Annotated in this window: 23 protein-coding genes; 13 read left to right on the plus strand and 10 right to left on the minus strand. The window is 46.4% G+C overall.

What is annotated here, in order from left to right:
• Positions 1-1,340 (plus strand): zinc ribbon domain-containing protein (locus tag AAX04_RS02110; RefSeq protein ID WP_066793311.1); only part of this gene is annotated, 1,340 nt, incomplete at its 5' end.
• The gene (locus AAX04_RS02115) at positions 1,334-2,233 is read left to right on the plus strand and encodes an ATP-binding protein (RefSeq protein WP_202904409.1); all 900 of its coding nucleotides are present in this window, start codon (positions 1,334-1,336) and stop codon (positions 2,231-2,233) included. The genes AAX04_RS02110 and AAX04_RS02115, both read left to right, overlap by 7 nt.
• Before the next feature lie 91 nt (positions 2,234-2,324).
• On the opposite strand, the gene AAX04_RS02120 is transcribed toward AAX04_RS02115, so the two are convergent.
• On the minus strand, positions 2,325-2,510 hold the full coding sequence (locus AAX04_RS02120) for a HEPN domain-containing protein (RefSeq protein ID WP_066793313.1): 186 nt from the start codon (positions 2,508-2,510) through the stop codon (positions 2,325-2,327).
• Positions 2,511-3,510: 1,000 nt separating this feature from the next.
• Here AAX04_RS02120 and AAX04_RS02125 point away from each other — a divergent pair.
• On the plus strand, positions 3,511-4,188 hold the full coding sequence (locus AAX04_RS02125) for an AroM family protein (protein WP_066793315.1): 678 nt from the start codon (positions 3,511-3,513) through the stop codon (positions 4,186-4,188).
• A gap of 31 nt (positions 4,189-4,219) precedes the next feature.
• On the plus strand, positions 4,220-5,170 hold the full coding sequence (locus tag AAX04_RS02130; RefSeq protein WP_202904410.1) for a DUF1177 domain-containing protein: 951 nt from the start codon (positions 4,220-4,222) through the stop codon (positions 5,168-5,170).
• Between the two features lie 7 nt (positions 5,171-5,177).
• On the opposite strand, the gene AAX04_RS02135 is transcribed toward AAX04_RS02130, so the two are convergent.
• Positions 5,178-5,546 (minus strand): hypothetical protein, encoded by a 369-nt coding sequence (locus AAX04_RS02135; RefSeq protein WP_066793321.1) that lies wholly within the window; start codon positions 5,544-5,546, stop codon positions 5,178-5,180.
• Complete coding sequence (locus tag AAX04_RS02140; RefSeq protein WP_066793324.1) at positions 5,543-6,910, minus strand: cytosine permease; 1,368 nt, start codon at positions 6,908-6,910, stop codon at positions 5,543-5,545. Before AAX04_RS02140 ends, AAX04_RS02135 begins: the two co-directional genes overlap by 4 nt.
• Before the next feature lie 113 nt (positions 6,911-7,023).
• On the opposite strand from AAX04_RS02140, the gene AAX04_RS02145 reads away from it, so the two are divergent.
• The 3 genes from AAX04_RS02145 to AAX04_RS02155 are packed head-to-tail and all read left to right on the plus strand — an operon-like array spanning position 7,024 to position 10,069.
• The gene (locus tag AAX04_RS02145) at positions 7,024-8,124 is read left to right on the plus strand and encodes a DUF917 domain-containing protein (RefSeq protein ID WP_066793326.1); all 1,101 of its coding nucleotides are present in this window, start codon (positions 7,024-7,026) and stop codon (positions 8,122-8,124) included.
• Positions 8,121-9,692, plus strand: coding sequence for a hydantoinase/oxoprolinase N-terminal domain-containing protein (locus tag AAX04_RS02150; RefSeq protein WP_066793328.1), 1,572 nt, complete (start codon positions 8,121-8,123; stop codon positions 9,690-9,692). Before AAX04_RS02145 ends, AAX04_RS02150 begins: the two co-directional genes overlap by 4 nt.
• 56 nt (positions 9,693-9,748) lie before the next feature.
• Positions 9,749-10,069 (plus strand): hypothetical protein, encoded by a 321-nt coding sequence (locus tag AAX04_RS02155; RefSeq protein WP_066793330.1) that lies wholly within the window; start codon positions 9,749-9,751, stop codon positions 10,067-10,069.
• Positions 10,070-10,085: 16 nt separating this feature from the next.
• On the opposite strand, the gene AAX04_RS02160 is transcribed toward AAX04_RS02155, so the two are convergent.
• Together AAX04_RS02160 and AAX04_RS02165 are read right to left on the minus strand one after the other, a co-directional pair.
• The gene (locus AAX04_RS02160; protein WP_156519652.1) at positions 10,086-10,787 is read right to left on the minus strand and encodes an FkbM family methyltransferase; all 702 of its coding nucleotides are present in this window, start codon (positions 10,785-10,787) and stop codon (positions 10,086-10,088) included.
• A gap of 236 nt (positions 10,788-11,023) precedes the next feature.
• Entirely contained in the window at positions 11,024-11,479 is a 456-nt protein-coding gene (locus AAX04_RS02165; protein ID WP_066793333.1) for a hypothetical protein, read from the minus strand.
• Between the two features lie 187 nt (positions 11,480-11,666).
• On the opposite strand from AAX04_RS02165, the gene AAX04_RS02170 reads away from it, so the two are divergent.
• From AAX04_RS02170 to AAX04_RS11800, 5 genes are all read left to right on the plus strand, one after another.
• A complete protein-coding gene (locus AAX04_RS02170; protein ID WP_238377763.1) occupies positions 11,667-13,166 on the plus strand; it encodes an AAA family ATPase in 1,500 nt (499 codons plus the stop codon).
• 6 nt (positions 13,167-13,172) lie between these two features.
• Positions 13,173-14,336, plus strand: coding sequence for a hypothetical protein (locus AAX04_RS02175; protein WP_066793339.1), 1,164 nt, complete (start codon positions 13,173-13,175; stop codon positions 14,334-14,336).
• The gene (locus tag AAX04_RS11795; RefSeq protein WP_156519653.1) at positions 14,336-14,497 is read left to right on the plus strand and encodes a hypothetical protein; all 162 of its coding nucleotides are present in this window, start codon (positions 14,336-14,338) and stop codon (positions 14,495-14,497) included. The genes AAX04_RS02175 and AAX04_RS11795 overlap by 1 nt, the downstream gene beginning before the upstream one ends.
• A gap of 280 nt (positions 14,498-14,777) precedes the next feature.
• Positions 14,778-15,410 carry a hypothetical protein gene (locus AAX04_RS02180; RefSeq protein ID WP_066793342.1) on the plus strand — a complete coding sequence of 211 codons (633 nt, stop codon included), beginning with the start codon at positions 14,778-14,780 and terminating at the stop codon, positions 15,408-15,410.
• A 504-nt stretch (positions 15,411-15,914) separates the two neighbouring features.
• Complete coding sequence (locus AAX04_RS11800; RefSeq protein WP_156519654.1) at positions 15,915-16,238, plus strand: ARMT1-like domain-containing protein; 324 nt, start codon at positions 15,915-15,917, stop codon at positions 16,236-16,238.
• Between the two features lie 271 nt (positions 16,239-16,509).
• Here AAX04_RS11800 and AAX04_RS02185 read toward each other — a convergent pair whose 3' ends face one another.
• The 3 genes from AAX04_RS02185 to AAX04_RS02195 form a co-directional block, all read right to left on the minus strand.
• Positions 16,510-17,604 carry an ATP-binding protein gene (locus AAX04_RS02185; RefSeq protein ID WP_066793345.1) on the minus strand — a complete coding sequence of 365 codons (1,095 nt, stop codon included), beginning with the start codon at positions 17,602-17,604 and terminating at the stop codon, positions 16,510-16,512.
• An 80-nt stretch (positions 17,605-17,684) separates the two neighbouring features.
• Positions 17,685-17,990, minus strand: a complete 306-nt coding sequence (locus AAX04_RS02190) for a hypothetical protein (protein ID WP_066793520.1) — start codon at positions 17,988-17,990, stop codon at positions 17,685-17,687.
• 133 nt (positions 17,991-18,123) lie between these two features.
• Positions 18,124-18,561 (minus strand): ATP-binding protein, encoded by a 438-nt coding sequence (locus AAX04_RS02195; RefSeq protein ID WP_066793348.1) that lies wholly within the window; start codon positions 18,559-18,561, stop codon positions 18,124-18,126.
• 228 nt (positions 18,562-18,789) lie between these two features.
• On the opposite strand from AAX04_RS02195, the gene AAX04_RS02200 reads away from it, so the two are divergent.
• A complete protein-coding gene (locus AAX04_RS02200; protein WP_066793351.1) occupies positions 18,790-19,233 on the plus strand; it encodes a DUF2258 domain-containing protein in 444 nt (147 codons plus the stop codon).
• A 16-nt stretch (positions 19,234-19,249) separates the two neighbouring features.
• Here the strand turns inward: AAX04_RS02200 and AAX04_RS02205 are convergent, their stop codons facing one another.
• Entirely contained in the window at positions 19,250-20,050 is an 801-nt protein-coding gene (locus AAX04_RS02205) for a SagB/ThcOx family dehydrogenase (protein ID WP_066793354.1), read from the minus strand.
• Between the two features lie 292 nt (positions 20,051-20,342).
• Complete coding sequence (locus tag AAX04_RS02210) at positions 20,343-21,902, minus strand: hydantoinase B/oxoprolinase family protein (protein ID WP_066793357.1); 1,560 nt, start codon at positions 21,900-21,902, stop codon at positions 20,343-20,345.
• Positions 21,903-21,910: the final 8 nt, after the last annotated feature.

Below are 21,910 nucleotides of genomic sequence, written 5' to 3' on the forward strand. Positions count from 1 at the left end.
ACCGTAAGTATAGGCAGGAGTATCCGGGCTTGCATGCTCACTTAGTAATCCAGGCGATTAGGCAAGCCTCTGAGGTTGCGGAATCATTCGTTAAAAGGGGAATGAGGAGCTTGGTGAGCAAGCCCTATCCAGAGGTTAGGAGCGTCTCGATTAGGTTTACGGAGAAGGCATGGAGTTATGAACAGTTCGCTAGGTCAATAGCCCCGGTTAGGCTTAGCCTATCACTGCTCGGCGGGAGAAGGGAGGTTTGGTTAAGGTTGCACAAGCGCTTCTGGCTCTACTGGTGGAAAGTGTTGAATGGAGAGGCTGAGCTTGCCAGGACGTTGATTGTTAAGAGAAAGGCAAACAAGTGGTACGTAGTGTTCGTGTTCGAAATAAAGCCTAGGGAGGAAAGACCACAGTCAATTGTTGCCTTCGACATAAACGAGAACACCGTTGCTGTTAGTAGGATTGATTTACCATCCACCGTGGATAAGGTGGTTAATTGGAATAGGCAGTATCTAACGCCACAGCTCTACATGATTAGGACGGACTTCGGTAGGCTAGCCAGGAGGTATGAAAGGATTAGGGACGCAATTATCGATAGGCTAAAACCACACTTCGCATTACCGAGCGGTAATTACGTGAACATAACGAACACAAGGGAGTTTAGGAAGCGCGTGAAGAGGCTGCGCGAGGAAGAGAGGAAGGTTGGTAGGGTTAGGTATGTGGCGAGTGAGTTAACCAAGAACCCAGCAATCATAATCACCGAGGAACTTGGTGATAACCCGCAGGAATCAATGATTAATGAAATCAGGAGGAACGAAACAAGACACCGCATAAAGCAGATACCATTCAAGGCTGTGGAGAGGGCTATTGTGGATAAGGCTTTAGAGCGCGGCTCTAAACTGTTCCACGCATCATCCTATAGGAACAGCAGGGTTTGTCCAATTCATTTTACGAGACTTGAGAGGACTGATGATTGGCATTTCTTAAAATGCCCACTTGGACACCTCGTGCATAGGGACTACGCATCCATACTCAATATGGCTTGGAAAACAACACCAGAAGCATGGACCAAAGGCGTGTGGTGGGATTTGAAGAGGGAGAAGATGAATTGGAAGGTACGTGAAGGCGATTCCAACCCAATTATACCATACCCCATCGTACAGTACCTGCATGCAATATTAAAGACTTTCACGGCCAGCGAGGAAAGCCCCGCAGTGCTGGCCCGGGGCAGCCCCATGAACCCAGCCAGAGAAGCCAATGAAGGCTGGGCGAGGACACCACCCCGTTCTAAGACAACACCCACCCCTCAGAACGGGGAGGAGGCCAGTTCAGAAACGACGTCCTGGTGGTGACTGGGTCGTTATCAATATCAGCTAAGAGGGAGGTTGAGACCTTCCCTGGGAGGAGGGGTGGTGGTAAAACACTGCTAATGTTACCCCTACCCTTCTCCAGGTATGTGGAGCTCTTTAACATTCACTTACCTAGGGGTGACTTAGGCTTCGTCCTGTCGAATTACCAAGCATATAACCAATTCATTCCAATCCTAAATGATCTTCTGGAGAGGTATGAGGTGACTGGTGGATTTCCAAATGCCATTAGGGACTTCCTAAGGACTGGGGGCATTTCCAGCGATGTACTCAGTGACTTCATATCAAGCATTGTGAGTGATGTGAATAGGCTCAGGAGGAGTGAGACTTTCCTCAAGCTTACGGTTAGGGGGATAATGGAGAGGACCGCCAGTGAATTCAGCTACCATACGCTATCCAGGTCATTTGGGGTGGGTACGGTTAAGACTGCGATAAGCTACGTAGAGCTACTGGAGAGACTACACCTGCTTAAGGTTGTGGAGCAGGTGGACCTTGAGGGTAATGTGATGCCCAGAAAGGAGAAGAAGTTCTACTTCATCGACCCCTTCATCTACAGGGCCTTTGCCTTCTGGACCTCGGCCAGGTTACCTGACGAGAGCGGGTTAGTGGAGAGCATAGTCCTAACCCACCTATCCAGGATCTACGACGTCCACTACACTAAGGCTAGAGGTGAGGTTGATGCAGTGGTTGAGGATGGGGAGCCCATTGGGTTTGAAGTTAAGTTCGGAAGGGTTAAGCATGAAAGAAGGATCCTGGGCAGGATGAAGAAGATCTACATCCTAAGCAAAGACATGTTAGGAGATAATGTGATACCGGTAAGCCTATTCCTCGCCATGCTGAATATTCCGCAAACCATCGAATTAAAAATCCTAGAATGATGATTATATAGCCTCAACTTACATATAACCTTAAAATGCCAGTAACCTCCTCACCCATTCAGCAACTCTTATAACCACCTCCACGCACTTCTCATCCATCTTCCCCCAAGTACACTTCACTAAGTACCCCATTTGCCGCATCTGGGAACCTGGAGACGAGGTAGTATGAATTCAAATCCCTTAGGTAATCCATCACCTCATTAACCGGCAATCCACCATCCCTTAACCCCTCAACTAACTCAAGCAGGTTATGAATCTTCGGCAGCAGTATGCACAACCTCCGTATAATTAAAGCCCTAAGCGGCTTGCCCCCTTCTGCATCCTTAGCACTAAATAACCACCCCTCTCAATAAGGCTTCACATTAAATAACAATTAAATACTGAATACACTATAGAGAAATAAAATAACATTAGATTAAATATTCAACATGATAAATAATATTATATGGTATTATCGGTTAAATACATATTATATATAGGAATATGTGACTAACAAATAGTAATGAATTATAATATAATGGCATAGTTATCGTAGTATTCAACTTATTATATAGACTACCTATCAATACGGAACTGTTTCTTCTAAGTATGTAGCCTACTTCAATTCAATTCCTAGGGACACCATTAGGACTCGGTTTCTTGAGTCAGTTGGGGCGAACTGACTCATGATCCAAGTAAGGCCTCTTCACCTAAATGGGGATTTCAAGTTCACTAACGATTAAAAATTGAATGAATGACACTGTCCATTTAATTCCTAACTAGTGTTGTTTTTCCCGGGTGTTGGCATTAGTTTTTGGGTTTCTGAGCTCCCCTGACTTATGGCGCTGTAGCATTACCCTGCATGCACGTGAGGTACCCTTACCCTAAGGCGCTCATTAGGGGGATTCATGTAGGGTAAGAAGGGGATTAAGGAACCAAGTTACCTGGTTCCCAATGGGCACTAGTTCCACTGCACCTACTCGTTGCTTGTCGGCACGGTACACTAAAGCTCAGCATTAATCATGGAGTCAACCTCATTGCGGATGATTAATAGAACCTTCCTAGCCCTCTCCCAGTCACGATTCCTCAAGCGCATGTGCAGTAACTCCGACTCTCCACAAATACGCTAAAGTCTAACATCACCTTTTACCTGAGTTTTACAAACTGACCCAGAGTAATGATAGCCGCCGCTGGGTGTCGGTGTTAAGCCATGTGCAGTCAACCTTGGCTTTAAGGGGCCTTGATGTAATGGTATAATGTCCTAATAAAATAAAAAGATTCTCTACACTAATGCCTATATGAGGTCAGGTAGGAGAGTTGGGCTTGTGACAATAGGTGAATCGCCTAGGGTTGACATAACCAGTGAAATTAAACCTATACTTGGCATTGATGTTGAATTAATGGAGTGTGGTGCTTTAGATGGCTTAAGCAGAGATGAGATAAGGAACCTATTGCCTAAACCCAGTGACTACGTGTTAGTTACTAGGCTTAGGGATGATACCGTGGTGAAACTTAGTAAGATTAAGATCATTGAAAGGATGCAGAGGTGTATAAATTACCTTGAGGACTACGTTAATGTGATTGGCCTACTGTGTACCGGTGACTTCCCTGAACTATCGTCAAGAAGGCTCATGGTGGAGCCCTCCAGGTTAACCATGAACGTGGTGTCTTCGCTTAGTGGTGTAAGAAGACTTGGCGTAATCGTGCATGATAAGGATCAGATGCGTATGGAGGAGGAGAGGTGGAGGCGTATTATTAGCGACGTGGTTGTTATACCAGTATCAGCATATACAAGTAGTGAATATGACTTCAGAAGGGCCGCTGAGTATTTACGTGCCAGTAACGTTGACGTGGTGGTCCTTGACTCACTGGGCTATAGCATAGACATGAGGAACGTGGTTAGGGAGGTTTCTGGAAAGCCCGTGATACTGCCTAGGACAATTATGGCTGAGGTAATTAGGGAATTATCTGCATAATGCATTTAAGGGAAAAACCTGAAGTGATGGTATGTCGATGCTTAAGTACCTGTTAGAAATAATAGATTTACTCGATAACCCGAACGTTGACGGTGACTCTGTTCGAAAACTCTTTATCACTAAGGGTCTCGATAAATACCTAACGATAAGTATTGAACGTATTAGTAGTGAAAAGGGATTTACGGATTTTGTAAAGATTATAGTTCTGGGAAAACGCGGTAAGTACAATGGTGGTGATGCACCAACTCTAGGTATTATTGGTAGGCTTGGTGGTGTTGGTGCAAGGCCGTTGATAAAGGGCTTGGTATCTGATGCTGATGGTGCTATAATAGCCTTAACCGTTGCCTATAAACTTGCCGAAATGAGCATGAGGGGTGATGTTCTTGATGGCGACGTAATAGTAACCACGAATATATGCCCTAATGCCGTGGTAACCCCTCATAGACCAGCACCGATGATGTCGAGCCCAGTAAGCATATTTGAGCTTTTAAAGAGGGAGGTTGATCCACAAATGGACGCCGTGTTAAGTATTGATGCGACGAAGGCTAACCTGGTTGTTAAGGGTAGTGGTTTTGCAATAACCCCCACTGTTAAGGATGGGTGGATACTCAAGGTCAGTGATGATTTAATAAACATATACATGTGGGTAACTGGAAGATTGCCCATTATAGTGCCAATAACAATGCAGGACTTACTACCATTCTCGACACCAATATATCATATAAACAGTATCATGCAACCCTGGCTTTACACGCACTCCCCAGTGGTTGGTGTAGCTACGATAACGGAAACCGTGGTACCAGGCTCAGCAAGCTATGCCACAAACATTAATAGCCTCGATGAGACATCAAGATTCGTAATGGAGATTGCCAAAGGGTTTACCGCAGGAAGCGTTAAGTTTTATGATGAAAGTGAGTGGGAGACTATAATAAAGCTACATGGAGAGATAAGGCCAATTTTAACGAGGACACTGCACACTTAGTGCAGCGTTAGAGTCTCAGTACCGGTAACTTAGCCCTCCACGCAATATACAGGTCAACCACCCATATGACCGTCACTATACCTGTCAATGCCAATTCCAATGGCTTCACAGGGCTATTGAAGAATGGTGAAACGTCTATTGCGATGTAAGCTGTCACTATTGATATGATTAGCCAGGCATCGGCAACAACACGGCTACCCTGCCCCCTCCACGAGAAGTATATCCCCAACACGGCAGTTATCAGCATGAATAGGGAGATAGCCAGCGTGTGGTACAATGCGTAGATATTGGAGTTAAGCTGCAACGTACCAAGAAGTATCGCCGAAAAGGCTAGTTGCACGGCGGAAAAGTAGAGACTAAACCTGTGGAAGTTCATCTAACCACCCTTTCTAAACCACTCCTATACACGTACCTACCGAATTCATACCTAATGCCTGCTCTCTTGAACACGTACGCCAATGCCACATGCACGACGAAGGCCACCAGTATTGCGTTTATAGCCGCAATGCCCGGAACAAAGAAGCCGGCCAATGCACCGGCGGCGAATGACAGTAGCCCAACTAGGTTCACCTCCGGGTATTCCCTACCAGGCTCAAGTTTAAACCTCTGGCGTGGATCCTTAATACCCTCAAAGTACCTCTTAACAATGTAAAACTCAGCGAACACTGATCCACCTGCAGCGGGTAGTAGTGAACCAAGTAGCGTTATGAAGTTTTCAAAGGGTGTTAATGAGGCGCCGGCCGTGTACCCCCAGTAGGCCGCTAGCAGCGTACCTATGACGCCGACTATTATTGAGGATAAGTCCCTCCTAACCGGTATAGCATTTGTAAAGCTTAAACTACCACTGTATAGGTTAACCGTGTTTATTATCCACTGCCCCAGTATTATTATAAGCAAGACACCAACACCCATGCCAAGCTTTAACATGTCCTCCGTGATTATTACACTACCCGTCAGTAGCACTATGGCCACGGCACCTAGTATTAAGAATGGGTAGAAGACGTACATGTGCAGTACCCATGCCGTAACCGCATCTCTAGCCCTCTTGGCAAACCTGGTTATGTCGGGTGCTATCAAGGACCCAGCTATATATAGGCCAACGGTGTCTGTTATAGCATCAGTAAGGGTCATGTGTGACTTAGGTGCTGCCGTAAAAACAGCACCCCATCCACCATGTAGTGAAATGGCGAGCAGTAGGCCAACCGCAATGAGCCAGACATGCTGCGGTAAAATGAAGTAGCTAAGGAATGATAACGCCCTGTAGCCTATGTACGTAGACAATATCATGAGGATCCCACCCCAAAGGGCTGCTGCCCATACGGAGAAGAATGGGTTATGTGGAAAGATCTCGTTCATAACGACACCGAAGAACCAGCTCTCAACCGCGAACCACCCAATGCCCGTGGTTATCGTTATCAATGCGAACCCAAGAACCTTACCACCAACCCTGCCAAAGGGGAACCTCCAACCAACGTATGTTGATAAGCCTGAGTAAGCACCAATAGCACCACTAAGGGCACCTATTATAGCGAGGACCGTGGTACCTCCCGTTAGCACCGCTATTGTGGCATCAACGAAGTTAAGCCCACCGCCAAGAACACCGCCAGCAAAGAGGACTGCTATGGCTCCAAACGATGCACTTAACGTAAGGAACATGTTATATAAACCATACCTTTCCGTGGAAGGCACCTCCTCTAGTGAGTAGTCGTCGAAGAATATACCCCTTCCTCTCCCCTCCATATGAAACGTATGCACTAGATTGTTTTTTAAGCATTATCCATATTTTTCATTACATACTACATTTCCTAATGATGATAATATTTAAAATCTATTCCCATACAACGCAACTTAATATGGTACGTTACCACCTATCTAAAACTGATGTCGAGGATCTTGTGGTAGGGGCCGCAATACTGGGTACTGGTGGTGGAGGGGATCCCTACATTGGTAAGTTGATGGTTATTCAGGAGCTTGAGAGGGGCAGAAGGATTGAGATTGTCAGCATTGATGAGGCTGATGGAGATGCCTTCATAGTACCTGTGGCAGCCATGGGAACACCTGTTGTGCTTATGGAGAAGATACCAAGTGGTAAGGAGGCTCTATACTCACTTAGGTTACTTGAGGGTTACTTCAACAGGAGGGTTGACTTCATATCGCCAATAGAGGCTGGTGGCGTAAACTCAACAATACCACTGGTAGTTGGCGCCGAGAGGGGGTTACCTGTGATAGATGCGGATGGTATGGGTAGGGCATTCCCAGAGTTGCAGATGGTCACATTTCACATATACGGCATTAAGGCAACACCCATGGCTATATCCGACGAGAGGGGTAATGCAGCGATCCTGGACACGGTGGACAACTACTGGGCTGAGAGAATAGCTAGGGCGATCACGGTTAAGTATGGTGGCTCGGCATGGATTGCAATATACCCAACCTTCGGTAAACTATACAGGGATGCAGCCATTAAAGGCAGCATCTCCCTGGCCATTGAGGTAGGTAAGGCATTACGGGAGGCTAAACTAGCCGGTAGAAACCCAGTAGATGCATTGCTTGATGTTACCCACGGCTTTGAGTTGTTTAAGGGTAAGATAATTGATGTGCAGAGGTTCAATATTGGCGGATTTGCACGTGGTGAGGCTGTTATCGAAGGGCTCGATGAGTACAAGGGTTCAAGGTTAATGATCAGGTTTCAGAATGAGAACCTAGTTGCAATTAAGGATAACGAGGTGGTGGCCTCAGTACCAGACTTAATAACAGTGCTGGATAGTGAATCCGGTAAGCCAATAACCACGGAGAGGCTTAGATACGGACTCAGGGTCCTCGTAATCAGCATGCCATGTAATGAGAAGTGGAGGACCTCCAAGGGCCTTGAAACCGTTGGCCCAAGGTACTTCGGATACGACATTGACTACGTGCCAATAGAGGTAAGGGTGAAGAGGGTGGTTAAGCCATGACTAAGTACAAGGTTGGCATTGACGTTGGCAGCACACATACGGACGCAGTAATACTAGACGAGGGCAATAACCTAATACACGCCGAGAAGACCATGACCACGCCTGACGTAACCAGCGGCATAATCAACGCACTAAGACTTGTCCTGGAGGGGTCAGGGGTGAGTAGGGATGATATTGCAGCAGTCATGTTCGGCACAACCCACATAATAAATGCAATAGTTCAACGCAGGAACCTAGGTAAGGTTGGCGTCGTTAGGATTGGGCTACCGGCAACCGAGGCCATTGAACCAATGCTTGACTGGCCAATTGACCTCAGGGATTCTGTTAACGCTGGCATTACGATGATTAGGGGTGGGCACGACTACACAGGCGAACCAATAACGCAATTCGACGAAGACTCCCTTAGAAAGGCACTTGAGGCGTTCCGTAATAGGGGTGTTGACGCAGTAGCTGTAACGTCGGTTTGGTCAGTTGTTAACCCTGAACATGAGGTTAAGGTCAGGGAATTGGCCAGTGAGCTACTGCCAGGCGTACCTATAGTTTTATCTCATGAAATCAGCTCAATAGGGCTCCTTGAGAGGGAAAATGCGACTATACTAAATGCAGCCTCGATAAAGGTCATGGTTAACGCAATAAATGCGCTTAGGGAGGCTTTAAGAGATATGGGCCTTGAGCATGCCAAGATGTTCTTCGCCCAAAACGATGGCACAACGGCATCAGCTGACTACATAGTTAGGTTCCCCATATTCACTGTAATAGCGCCGATATCCAACAGCATCAGGGGTGCATATGTCCTAACCAAGATACCTAACGCCATAGTCGCAGACACTGGTGGAGCAACAACCAACATAGGGGCGTTAATCAATGGCTACCCAAGGGAGGCACTTGAGATTGAGATTGGGGGTGTTAGAACAAACATCAGGGCACCTGACGTAATAGCTATAGGTCTCGCTGGGGGTAGTATTGTCGAGGTTAAGGATGGTGACGTTAAGGTTGGCCCCGTGAGCGTCGGTTACAGGTTAATTTACGAGGGAATATCGTGGGGTGGTGGTACGGTCACCGCAACCGACATAGCGTTAGCAAAGGGTATCATGAGTATTGATGACCCAATGTGCAACCCTGAGCTGGCCAGATCCAAGATACCGAGCTGGCTTGTTGAAAGGGCATACGCCAAAATGATTGAGATACTTGAGGATTCCATTGACAGGATAAAGCTAAAGCCAGAACCGGAAACAGTAATACTGGTTGGCGGTGGATCCGCAATGTGGCCCAAGACGCTTAGGGGAGCCAGGGAGGTTATTAGACCTGAGCATGCCCAATATGCAAATGCAATAGGTGCAGCCACGGCGCTGGTTGGCGCCGTCGTAGAGAAGGCATACTCGTACGAGCAGATAACCAGGGAGAGGGCTATCCAGGATGCATCCGAGGAGGCTAAGAAGAGGGCTGTTGAAGCCGGTGCTGATCCATCAACGGTGGAGGTGGCTGAGGTTGAAGAAATAGCAATGCCATACCTACCAGGCAATGCGGTGAAGGTAAGGGTAAAGGCAGTTGGAAAACTAAAACTCTAAAAGAAGTAATAATGATTTATCTCCAAGTTTATTAACCCTTAAGTAAATATTAATCAATGAACTTCTGGCTTAACGTATTGGCTGTAATACTTGGACTGCTGGCTGGTATAGCGGTAATAGTAGCCGTTGTTGTTGGGGTAGTATCCGTGGTGGCGCTTATCTTAAATAAGCTTGGTAGGTATGATGATGTGGAAACTGCATTAAGCGTCGTAATCCCAGCCTTGTCTATAATACTCGCTGGTATTGGCATAGTACTGCTCGTTACGTCAATCACCCAGATAGCTCACAATGGGTTGACGTGGTGGGATGCGTTCAACCTTGGCTTAAGCATACAGCTCGTGCTAAGCCTGTCTTTAAGACGCAAGAGAGAGGAGTAGCCAATTATCGCCACCACTATTGTGCCTGCTTCTTAATGCAATGAGCAACCCCACGGTTCCTGCTACCCTTTGCCTCACACTGGTAGTCCCTTTGCAACGTTCTTAGTAGTGCATTCACAGGTTTGTTGACGGCATATGGGTGGTATTCGAAGATTAACTCCTTGAATAGCCTAACATGCTCGTAGTCGTTTAGTATTACGTCGAATTCGCAGCCTTGGCAATCCATCTTGAGGACAGCCTCACCACCATTGATACTGAGTCTACTCATTAATTCGCCTAGCGTTACGGCTGGGATACCACTGTTACAATTACCTGGCCTGTGGTATGTAACTACTGTGGCATCTAAATCAACATTCTCGATGCATATTTTTCCTGGCTTGCTTGCTAGGCCTGCATTAATTGGTATAATCACGTTTTCCAGATTGTTTAGCCTAATGTTATCAAGCATCTCGGCAAAGGCACCAGGATGAGGCTCAATGGCTATTACCTTCCTTGCACCTTTTAAGGCGAAGTAAATGGCCGAGTCCCCTATGTAGGCCCCAGCATCAACAACCCTACCAACAACATTCAACGACTCATACTCACCGTAATCAAAAACCTCAAGGATAGTACCATGCATATGCCTAAACTTCACACCACCCCTAAACCAAAAACCACCAACAGAATCATAAACCCAACCATTTACCTCAGCATCCCCATTAGTATCATCAACCCTCATGTCTCTCACCAAATTCACTTCAAGGTTAATGCACCTAATTAAACTTTAATCAACCGCACGTCTAGGTTCATCAATAGACTTCAATTACCCCACGAACTCCTAGCTGACTTTACTTAATGCAGATAGCCATTAATCTACTCGAGATTATAAGGAAGGTAATTGAAGATCAATTGAAAGAATGCGTAGATAATTACCTTGGAACATCTCTATTGCTGATCCGAATTGACAAGTTAGGGTTAATATCTACCTTTACCTCTCATTCTCATTAACTGCGCTGCCAAGACAAGTATAGGTCCAACAATGGCACCGCCGATAGCCATAATGATTATAAGTAGAATGATGAGTATTAGCCAGGCAAATGGATTGTCTCTCCATTCCCTTCCCATTATCCATTGGAAGACGATTATAAATAATCCAAATAATATTAAACCGGCCACAAGATAGAGCCAAAGTTTTACTAATATTATCACAAATATTAGATAAATAAGAATAATACCAATATTTATATATACTGCATATATGATATTACTATTAATCCTATAAGCAATAGTTAGAGCAAGTGAAACCACTGGGAAAATCCATAAGTAACTAGGAATAGTAATATGTAGCTTAAGGAAAGGCAGAATAATGAGAGAAACTAGCCAGATTATCAATCCAATCCAGTCTAAGGCACTTACCCAGTTAACACGCATAATAAACTTAAAGATATAACATTTTTAAGCATAATCATAATCTATAGTGATATTACGGTGAATCGCATCATATGTGTCTACATTAGGCACATCAGACAAGCATTACTTCACTGTGTTTTCCCGAATCCATAAGGGTTATGTACCGTTTTACGATAATTTTAAATACATGACTTAGTTGCATGATTACGTGAAGTATTTCGTATTCCAAGGTAGAGCTGTTAATGCGGCGCATTCATTGATTATGCTTAGAAGTGGGGGAACTAGGTATTTTGTCTGGGGTTTTCATAGTGGGTTAGAGAGCAGGTACAATTCAATTAATACCGGTGACTATGCATTTCTCTATGTGACTAGTCCAGTGAGTGCAATAGTGCTTGGTGGTTTTGTTCGCAGTAAGTTTAGGGGTGATGATAAATTCTGGCCAATTGACTATGAGGCTGGGGATAAGTGGCCACTTAGGGTTGATATTGAGGTTGAATTCCTGTGTGTAAAGGATGAAGGGACGTGGAGTATCATTAAGGGGTGCTCCGAATCCAGCTATGATAAGAGTAATGACTGCAGTAGGTGGGGTCAGTATTCCCAGGAGCTTATAGGTGATTTACCGTATGGGCTAATGAACAAGAGGCCGATGCTTGGTTCTATAATACCCTTACCTGATGAGGATGGGACTAAATTACGCAAGTTCTTAATTGAAAGGTGTGCTACAATTGAGCGTATTAGGCAGGTTAACATTGATGATGTTGCCAAAGACGTTTCATCAAGGTTATTTATTAATGGGGACATTATTAAGGACGTTGCCAATGCCGTGATGACAGGTAACGTTATGCTCATTGGTCCACCTGGCGTCGGTAAGACTAGCCTTGCCAAGGAGGTTGCTAAAGCCCTTAGCGACGTTCCACCCATTGTCAAGGTTGCCAATGCATTATGGTTTAGAAGGGATGTTATCGGCGGTGAAACCATTAGGATGGGTTCAGTTGAATGGAAATCGGGCTTTGTAATACAGGCTTATAATCTAGCGGCTAAAAACCCGGGTAGGTACGTTTTCCTCATTATTGATGAGTTTAATAGGGCTGATGTTGATAAGGCATTCGGGGACTTCTTCACAATATTCACATCACCAAACCCTGAGGATTGGGGGATGCCCGGTACGCTCATTGAGGAGATTAGGAGCTACAGGGAGAGGGATAATTACGCCGAGGAGTTTATGAAACTCTATGAGCAGTACAGCGATGAACCACTTAGGCGCATTAGAATCATCGGCACCATGAATGTCGTCGACATTAGGAACCTGTTCATGGTTGGTGAAGCAATCTTAAGGAGATTCATCATAATAGAGGTCAAATGCCCAACAGACACCAGTGACGTTGAAGGATTCCTCAATAGGTATGGCAAGGACATACCCAGTGACGTTCATAAGGAGATAATAGACTTCATTAGAGGTCTACGTAGGCCACCAGAGCCAGGTAAGTCGAGGGGTAGGCTTTGCATATCCCCAGGCTCCGTCAAAGTCAGTATTCAACTCCTTAACAATGCGTACGTCAACGGCATCATTGATAAGGCTAAGAATCCCCGTGAGGTGGTTAGGGACCACTTCATAAATTACCTCAGGTCCTCACTAGGCGTATTAATCGGAAATGAGCTGAAGGCATTTGACGAAACCGTGAGGAGGCTTATAAGTAAGGCTGGGTGACGATTAGTGAGGCGGAGTCTCCTTAAAAAGAGGCTTAGAAACTTAACAATACTAGGCAGGTACTACCTTGACCACTACGGAATCAGCAACTCCGCTAAGGTCATCAGAGCCTTACTTGGGTATGTCGGTGAAGGCCTTAATGTTGATGAGTTAAGCAGAAGCTACCTATCAATCACCATGGCGAACCTGGTGGTAAACGACCTGGTTCATGCAGTAACAGCCTCCCTAAACGATTATGTTAGGTATAGGGAATTCCGCGTAACCTACGATGAAGAGGCCTGGGGCCCGGTTGACGTAGCTAGGACTATTAGCGTGTACCCAAGCGGCCTATACGCCTCATTAACCTACCTCCCAACCAATAGGTCACCTGAATACGTCCTACTAAGGGAGATGGCTGTCCGTTCTCTGAAGTTGATTAACAAGGTTCGTAATAATGTAGTGGGTATTAAGCCGAAACTGGGTGAGATAGGTGATAAGTTCAATGAACCTATGGCGGGTGAGTTGGAGAGTAGGATTAATGCCCTAGGCGATGCAATTAAGAGACTTAGGGGGCTGATTAACAGGTTGCCTAAGCCCAGCATCAGGTATAGTGGTGATGAATTACTCAGTGAGGTTAGGAAGCTTTTACCGTACTCACCATCATGGTTCATTAGGGCTTATAACGCATACCTATTGAGTATACACCTCCTTAAGCCTATTTTAATTGCTCAGAGGAGGTTAAGGATCAGTAGGCGTGACCTGGTACTACTTGGTTGGAGACTCTATGAGATATTTGTCTACACACTACTACTTAGCATATTCATTGAGAACGGCTATAGAATCGTGAGTGGTAACCCACGAAGAATACTGCTCATTAAGGGTACTGAGGAGGTCCTAGTGCTATTCAATAGCGCATTGGACAATTCAATAATCAGCGATGTTAATGGTAATACAGGTATTGCTGAGAGAATTAGGGGCAGGCCTGACGCTGCTGTTAGTAGTAATGAGAGGGTTATTGTGGTTGAGTGTAAGTTCTCAAGCAACCCCACCTACATAACGGCCGGTAGGTTTAAGGCAATGGCTTACATGCATGAGTATAATGCCAACCTCGGCATAGTGGCGTTCCCAGACCTAGCCGTTGGAATGGCCTATGACGAGGAGGATAAAGCACAGAAGGCCTATGGGGCATGATGGTTAAGGGCGGTGGCATAGCCAGGATCTCGCTTAGGAATGGTGAAGTATTATACATGGTTAGGGTTGACCCGGCGGAAAAAGATGAGCCTGGTGAAAATTGGGAAATCTCCAAGTTAAGGCTCACAAAGGTGCTTAAGCATGTATTGAACTTACAATAATCTTCATCATCCCGCGGATTACAAATCCTAACCACAGCAGCCGTATTACCCATCGCAGCCCTTTAACTATACCTGGTTATGATTAAAAATCCATCCATCGCCGTAGTGATGCTATAGGTTATGTTACCTTACATTAAGGATTCTCATCAACTAAGTAATATTATGTTACGTGGATTCAAATGATGGTTGATGCGTTCTTACTAGGGGCGCCGAGATGAGAGGAACGGGGCGTAATGGCCATGGGGACATCTTTAAAAACTAAAGCCATAGGGTGGCGCGCATGGAATTTGGGGTCTTCTTCGCGGCGTTAGGTATAAGTCTCCTAGAACTTTCCGAAGCAGGTGCGGTAACTGCAATTTACCAGGGTTTGTACAGGGGGTTTAGACCTGTGCTGTATTCACTAGCCGGCGTCCTACTGGTGTTGGTACCCACCTTCACGGTGGGGCGCTACATAGTCTACCTACCACTCGACTACGTACTAGCGGCCTCAGCAGTAATACTGTTTTACTTTGGGTATAGGCTACTTAGGAGTGCCCGAAGGTACTTTAAGAGGATGAACAAGGGTGGGGGCGGTGAGGAGGAGCGTGGCGACTTAGCCGTGGTGTTCACGGTATCAGCAATAGAGGCCTTCGAGGCCGCCCTAGTTTTAATCGCCCTAATACCGAAGAGCTATGCCTCAACCTTAATGGGGACTTTAATAGCCGCAGCAGTAGTCGTCGTCCTCACGGCACTCATCAAGAACCAGATAGCTAGAATTAGGCTACCTCATCTCAAGTACGTCCTATCCTCATTGCTCTTCAGCCTGGGGACACTATGGGCCATGGAGGCCACCGGCCTTGAGATAACAGACCTAGTGCTACTTCCCCTCTTCCTAGCATACCTAGGCATCAACTACCTGTTGATTAAGGCATGATGCAATGTGGTACGTAGACACGCCAGAGTGCCTATTATGCCTTATTGAGTCTAGGTATTCGGAACTAAAGAAATTGAATGTTAAGGACCCGGCAATGTACAATGGAACTCGGTGGATACGTGATGGAGAACGCAGGCAAGGGCGGGGAGGAGGCCAGAGTATTCATGGAATCCCACATATGGCTTAGGCGCAGGCTCGGATTGATGATCCACATAATGATGAGAAAGCATCCCTAGAATCCCTCACAAAGGACGCAATAAGCAATCTACTCAGTAATTTAGGTGATAATGTGGTAAGGTACGTGGAATTGGCGGCAGCGGCTAACTCCGTGGACATACCCATGAGGAGCAGTTTTGGTTTTCATGATTATTTGTGGGGTTTATTACCATTGGTGATGAAGCGATTTACTTATAAACTCAATCCTAGCAATCCCTATTGGTTACCCTGGGTTTCCGAGATCCGTAGTGGCTGGGAGCCGCGGGCGACCGTTGGGGAGCTGCTGCGGTGAGGGGGCTCGGGGAGACCGTCGAGAAGGAGACGGTGGAGACAACAAACCTCTACCGCCTCCGGAGAGACGGCTACAGGTTCGGTACGGATGACCTACTGGCTAGGCTCAATGATGGGGTTCATTGGTTGGGGGTCACGCGGGATGGCTTGCGTGAGGTCATCGCTAGGGCTGGCTCGATAGGGTATGTAGTGGATAATGCTGGTGAGTTTCAATTCGATAAGGCACTCATCAAGAGACTTGCTGAGTTGGGTAGGGAGGTGGTTGTTTTATGCCAGGTCCGAGCCGTACGAGGTGGACGTTACAGAGGAGTACGTCATTAATGAATTACACGGCCTCAGCAATGTGAAAGTTGCGGGAAGTGGCAATGCGTACTCGGCATTGGTGAAAAGGGATTTGTGGTCATCATTGGGGTCTCATGGCCTATTGATAATGAAGGGTCTGGATAACTTCGAAACGTCCTAGAGCTAAAGCCAGGTTAGGCAATGCATTATTTCTACTAAGGGCTAAGTGTCCATTAATAGCCAGGCTTCTCGGTGTACCAACCAACAGCCCTGTTATAGCTAGCCGAGATTATGTGGATAAAATACGTATTCAATAATAGGCATTAGGCATTCTAGCCCTGATAACAGCCTCCCTCAATGTTGGGTACTCTATCCTATAATTATTATTTACCTTAGCTATGAAACCACCCTTGATCAGGTTTGTAATTACCCTATGCATTACTGACTTACTTAATGGCTTGCCCAATGCCCTACCCACTTCACTCATGATTTCACTCCATGATAGGCCAATTGGGAAATTAGCCAGTAGTTTAAGCACGGTAATGTAGACGCCGGAATTGTATAATTTAACGAACGCCCCTAAATCATGAAGCCACTGGGATATTGCGTACTCCCTAGCCCTCTCCAGGGCATCAACATGGCTCTTCCCAACACTCCTCCCTATTCCATACATCACAACGAAACCAGGAATTCCGGAGAGAACATTATGCACCTCAACCAACTCATCCCTCGTATAATGAATACCAGCCTCATTGAAACCCCTCGATAGATACTCCACGGTATCGTCTAAACCCCATCTATCGATAACGACCTCATCAACAAACCTAGCAAAACCAGCCTCAGAAGCCGATGGTGCAATAACTCTCTCAAGGAGCCCCGGCATTGAGCCCGTCAGTATGACTATTATGTTTGGGTAATTATCATGGATAAACTGAAGAAAGCCCCTATAATTGAAACCCCTTATAAACGGCAAGACCTGAGCTTCATCAAACACCACAACAAACCTATCATGCCTACGACTAAGCTCCCTCATAAGCGTCAACAGGTTCGATTGAAACACTGACGCAGTAACTCTAACGTTCTTAAGACCTAACTTAAGTATTGCAAGGTTAAGTTCGAGATCAACCTCAACCTGCCTATCACCAAACCTCATATCGCTCGGCACAAGGGCTTGGTAACTAACAGACCTAAGGCCTATGTATGGTGAAAGATCAAAGTAGATGTATGGGTAATTAAATTCATTAAGCACAACCCTAACAACACTAGTCTTACCAACCCTACGCGGACCAAGAACCGCCGCAAAAACTCCTCTCTCAATATCATCCTTAATACGAGAAACAGCCCTCCTATGCCCATCACCGACTAATAGTCTCAAGCTATTTATCGGTCTATCGCTGAAGTACATGAGTTCTCACTAAGAACTAGTTCTTAGTGAGAACCTATATAAACTAATCGGTGAAATTCACGATTAAAACTACCGATGCATTATCGCTGACTTATTACTTCTCTTAATGCCATTAGCATTCCCTTCCTGTTTGGTGCGTCCCTTGGCAGTATGTACTCATCATCTATCCTTTCTATGAAGCCCGTATTGACTAATCTATTTAGTATTTCGTAGACTCTTGATTCTGGGGCTTCCCCAATTAAAGCCTTAACCACCTTAGCCACCTCACCCAGCGTACCCTTCCCGCCTAACCTATCCAGTGCTATGATTACGGCTGAGTATCTTTCTGGGGATTGGGAGCCAAGTAGGAAGCCCTTAAACTCCTCCTTAACCTCATTAATCACCATCCCCTCCACTTCACTTAAGTCGACAGGAACATTTAGTGCTCGGGGTGGTGCCCCCGAGAGGGGGTTATTTCCCTCCGTTAGATGAGCCGATGGGGCGATACCCCACTGTTACCACCACTCCGAGGCGAAGCCATTAACCCCCAAAGAGGGGGCAACGGACGAGACCCCCACGGTGAAACCCCGCCCAAAAGACGGGGAGGGGGATCATTCCAATCTTCACGGCGTTGAACTCAAGGAAGGTTTCCTCATCCACACCCAATACATTAGAGATGAACCTAACCACCCTACCACCCAGTGTATACCTCCTAATGGCTTCATTAACTCCCTCCAGGAATACCCTAATGAAGTCGGGCCTTGAGTACCTTCTCTTCTTTGGGTCGTAGAGTCTCATTAAGTTAACCTTGACGACAATATATCTTTGATCATTAACTGCGACATTAACTACACTGGTCTTGCCAACCCTCCTAAAGCCATAAACTGATAGCCAAACCCTCCTATCAATGCTCTCCCTTATTTCACTCAACTTCCTCTCTATCGTAAAGATCTCTCTTATCCTCCTTAGGCCTAACATCGAATAACATTACGCCCCCGTAATTATTACGCCCGCGTAATGTTAAAACCTTACTCATCTTGCAAATATCTACCCTTAGATCAGGTAAGGTTAATTACGCAATCAAGTTCCTCCCAGCCCATCAAGGATGGGGGGGAGGATAACTTGCCTTAAACCCCTTAAAGATTTAGTCTGGAACGATGAAATAATGAAAATAAGTTTAATAATCTGGGCATTGGTATAATTAGTATGTCTTGGAAGCCCAGTGAGGATGTTGAGAGGGATAAGGAGAGGGTTATTGAGTATGAGAAACTGTATGGTGGGTTTACTGTACAGGGGCCGTTGACTGTGGAGTTGCGAACAGGCATTATAGTGGCTGCCAGATTTGCCGATAAACTAAGGCGTGCTGCCTTTGCCGCCTTCTCAAGAACAGTACCTGAAGATGTGATCCTGAGGGATATTGCAGAGTTAAATAGGTTGATATATGAGGAGATGATGAAGATGAACATAGATAAACTAGCCCTCGTTAGGATAAGTGTCGTTGTTATTTACGATCAAAGAAATAATAAACTCAACTTCTCTAATATAAAAATTGAGAGACTTTACACCGAGGATGAGTTAAACAAGGTGGTGAGCGAGAGGTGCAGGGAGCTGGAACAGAAACTTGAGCGCATTAAGAGCATTATTGGGTAGCTGAACCAATTGAGTTTCATAAACTCCCCTTACCAATAAGCATTAAAACCACGGGAAACTCACCCATACAGTCAATGTCTAAAAACCTGCATAGTTCATTATCATAGAAGGCGCCAACAGCCCTGACACCCAATCCAAGGCCTGTGGCGGCTAGGTAAATGTTTTCCATAACAGCTCCAGAGTCCAGTAACACGTATCTTAAAGCCCGCTTCCAGTATTTCCAATAGGTCCTAGCATACATCACCGTAAGTATTATGACCACTGATGCACGTGAAACGTGATCCTGCCCGAGGGCTATGTCGGCCATCAATGAGCTGTAATCACCAAGCCTTAAGACCTCAAGGGCGTGGTCAAAGGGGTCGTACTTGTACAACCCACTTTTAAGGCCCAGCACATTGTTAACCACCGGGTAAGCTTCAACGGGCTGCAGCGCACCTGCAGAGGGGTATGAGCGTAGCGGGTATTTACCATACCCGTAGGCCTGGGTCCAACCTGTAATACCGACACCCATGTACAGCACCGTGGCTAGGTCCTCAATACTTATGGGTTCATTGGCAAAGTCATCAGCGCTCCGCCTTGTGCTAATTACCACACTGATCGGTGTACTAACGCTCTTTGGCTTAGGTAGGGTGATGATGCTACTACTTCGCCTCCTCCTCAATGGCGGCATTGGGCCCATTCTCCTGGGCCAGTATTCATCCCTATAATGCCTCATCAGGAAATCGCAGGCTAGGCCAATATTATTCCTGCTAATTAGCATTTTAAATGCATCCAATGCCTCATTAGGGACTACATCTTCTAAGTTAATGTCGCACATAATTGATTAACTAGGTCATGGACCTAAAAGCTTTAATTCACAATACCCATGATGCTTAACGTTCATGAGGTTTGATTAATGTTTAGGTTTTTGTGAAAATAATTTCGTTAAGCCAATTGGTAATGAAGCTAGTGTTGATGGTACCTGGGGCTTTTTACTCTTAAGCAGGTACCCACTACACTGATGCTTAATGGCATATGCCCTAGTGAATAGTATTCTCAGTGATGCCACTCTAAACCCTCTCATGCTGAACCATACCGATATTGGGAGAAACCTACAGGATCAACGGAATTCACTTAACTTTGCCCCAACCGCCTCCTCCCGGCGTTTTTATGGTTACTTCGTCGTTGGGGTTTAGGTCTATTGATGCCTTACTGGGTAGCTTAACCACTGATCCATCTACCCTAGTCACCGTTACCTCCCCAGGTTCACCATCACCCCCACCCCAAAGCCCCCAGGGCCTCACCTTGAAGCGCTCCGCCATTATTGATAACCTGGCTGGGGTGAGGACCTTGAAGGACCTCACTATGCCATCCCCACCCCTGTATAGGCCCACCCCACCACTCCCATCCCTTATCCTATAAGCCGTGAAGAGTATTGGGTACTGCCTCTCCGCAATCTCAATGGGCGTGTTGAGGGTGTTGGTCATGTTTACGTGGACCCCTGAAACTCCAGGCTTACCAGGCCTACCCCCAGTCCCCCCACCAATAGTCTCGTAGTAGGCCCAGTAGCCTCCGTTTGGTAATGGGCCACCGAGCATGATATTCATCATCGTACCTGACCCAGCCGCAGGGACTTTATTGGGTAGTGCCTTGGCCAGGGCCTTGAAGGTTACGTCCGCTATTCTCTGGCTTGTCTCAACATTACCACCACTAACCGGCGCCGGCTTTCTTGGATTCACCAGGGTGCCCTCCGGGGCGTTCACGTCGATTACGCTGTAGAAGCCCTCATTCGTGGGTATGTCTCCGCTTAACAGTGACCTCACGACGAAGGAGACCGCTGAGTACGTTACGCCAAGTACGGCGTTTATTGGTGCCTCAACCTGGCTGTGGGTACCGGTGAAGTCCGCCTTAACTAAACCTCCCTTAACCTCAACCCTTATGCGTATTGGTAGCAAATCCTCACCAAGCTCCATGTAGTCCACCGCCTCGTAAGCGCCATCAGGCCACCTTGAGGTCTCCAACACCGTTAACCTCCTGCCGTATTCAATGCCCTCACCCCACGCCCTCAGGACACCATCAACACCGTACCTACTCACCAATTCCCTAATCCTAGATGCCCCAACCCTATTAGCCGACAACTGAGCCATTAGGTCCCCATGGGCTGTCTCAGGGGTCTTGAAATTGCTTAGGATCATGTTAACGACATCCTTGTTAAGCTCACTACCCCTAACCACTTTAACCGGCGGTATGATGAGCCCCTCCTCGTATATAGTCTTGGCCAGTGGGTTTATGCTGCCTGGTGTTGGTCCGCCTACGTCGACGTGGTGAGCCTTATTGACGACGTAACCCACCAACCTGTCACCAGCGTAAACGGGCTCCATGACCATTACGTCGTTTAGGTGAGTCCCGGATATGTAGGGGTCGTTGAGGAGTACCACGTCACCCTGGTTCAACTCAACCCCCTCCCTATCAAGCCAGTTGAGGAGGTTCCTAACCCCAACCCTGAATGAACCCAGGTGAACGGGTATGTGCTCAGCCTGGGCAACAACCTCACCCTCAGGGTTCACTATGGCGCAGCTGTGGTCCATCCTCTCGCGTATGTTTGGTGAGAAGGCAGACCTACGCAACGCAACCCCCATCTCCTCAGTTACGAAAACCGATGCCCTAAAAACCAACTCCCAGGAAACCACGTTAAAGG

The sequence above is a fragment of the Caldivirga sp. MU80 genome, from assembly GCF_001663375.1.
GTDB lineage: Archaea > Thermoproteota > Thermoprotei > Thermoproteales > Thermocladiaceae > Caldivirga.

Excerpts from the sequence above, each read along its gene's own strand:
- AAX04_RS02125 (WP_066793315.1), top strand. The coding sequence starts at position 3,511 with ATGAGGTCAGGTAGGAGAGTTGGGCTTGTGACAATAGGTGAATCGCCT.
- AAX04_RS02130 (WP_202904410.1), top strand. The coding sequence starts at position 4,220 with ATGTCGATGCTTAAGTACCTGTTAGAAATAATAGATTTACTCGATAAC.
- AAX04_RS02135 (WP_066793321.1), bottom strand. The coding sequence starts at position 5,546 with ATGAACTTCCACAGGTTTAGTCTCTACTTTTCCGCCGTGCAACTAGCC.
- AAX04_RS02140 (WP_066793324.1), bottom strand. The coding sequence starts at position 6,910 with ATGGAGGGGAGAGGAAGGGGTATATTCTTCGACGACTACTCACTAGAG.
- AAX04_RS02145 (WP_066793326.1), top strand. The coding sequence starts at position 7,024 with ATGGTACGTTACCACCTATCTAAAACTGATGTCGAGGATCTTGTGGTA.
- AAX04_RS02150 (WP_066793328.1), top strand. The coding sequence starts at position 8,121 with ATGACTAAGTACAAGGTTGGCATTGACGTTGGCAGCACACATACGGAC.
- AAX04_RS02155 (WP_066793330.1), top strand. The coding sequence starts at position 9,749 with ATGAACTTCTGGCTTAACGTATTGGCTGTAATACTTGGACTGCTGGCT.
- AAX04_RS02160 (WP_156519652.1), bottom strand. The coding sequence starts at position 10,787 with ATGAGGGTTGATGATACTAATGGGGATGCTGAGGTAAATGGTTGGGTT.
- AAX04_RS02165 (WP_066793333.1), bottom strand. The coding sequence starts at position 11,479 with ATGCGTGTTAACTGGGTAAGTGCCTTAGACTGGATTGGATTGATAATC.
- AAX04_RS11795 (WP_156519653.1), top strand. The coding sequence starts at position 14,336 with ATGGTTAAGGGCGGTGGCATAGCCAGGATCTCGCTTAGGAATGGTGAA.
- AAX04_RS02180 (WP_066793342.1), top strand. The coding sequence starts at position 14,778 with ATGGAATTTGGGGTCTTCTTCGCGGCGTTAGGTATAAGTCTCCTAGAA.
- AAX04_RS02185 (WP_066793345.1), bottom strand. The coding sequence starts at position 17,604 with ATGTACTTCAGCGATAGACCGATAAATAGCTTGAGACTATTAGTCGGT.
- AAX04_RS02190 (WP_066793520.1), bottom strand. The coding sequence starts at position 17,990 with ATGGTGATTAATGAGGTTAAGGAGGAGTTTAAGGGCTTCCTACTTGGC.
- AAX04_RS02195 (WP_066793348.1), bottom strand. The coding sequence starts at position 18,561 with ATGTTAGGCCTAAGGAGGATAAGAGAGATCTTTACGATAGAGAGGAAG.
- AAX04_RS02200 (WP_066793351.1), top strand. The coding sequence starts at position 18,790 with ATGTCTTGGAAGCCCAGTGAGGATGTTGAGAGGGATAAGGAGAGGGTT.
- AAX04_RS02205 (WP_066793354.1), bottom strand. The coding sequence starts at position 20,050 with ATGTGCGACATTAACTTAGAAGATGTAGTCCCTAATGAGGCATTGGAT.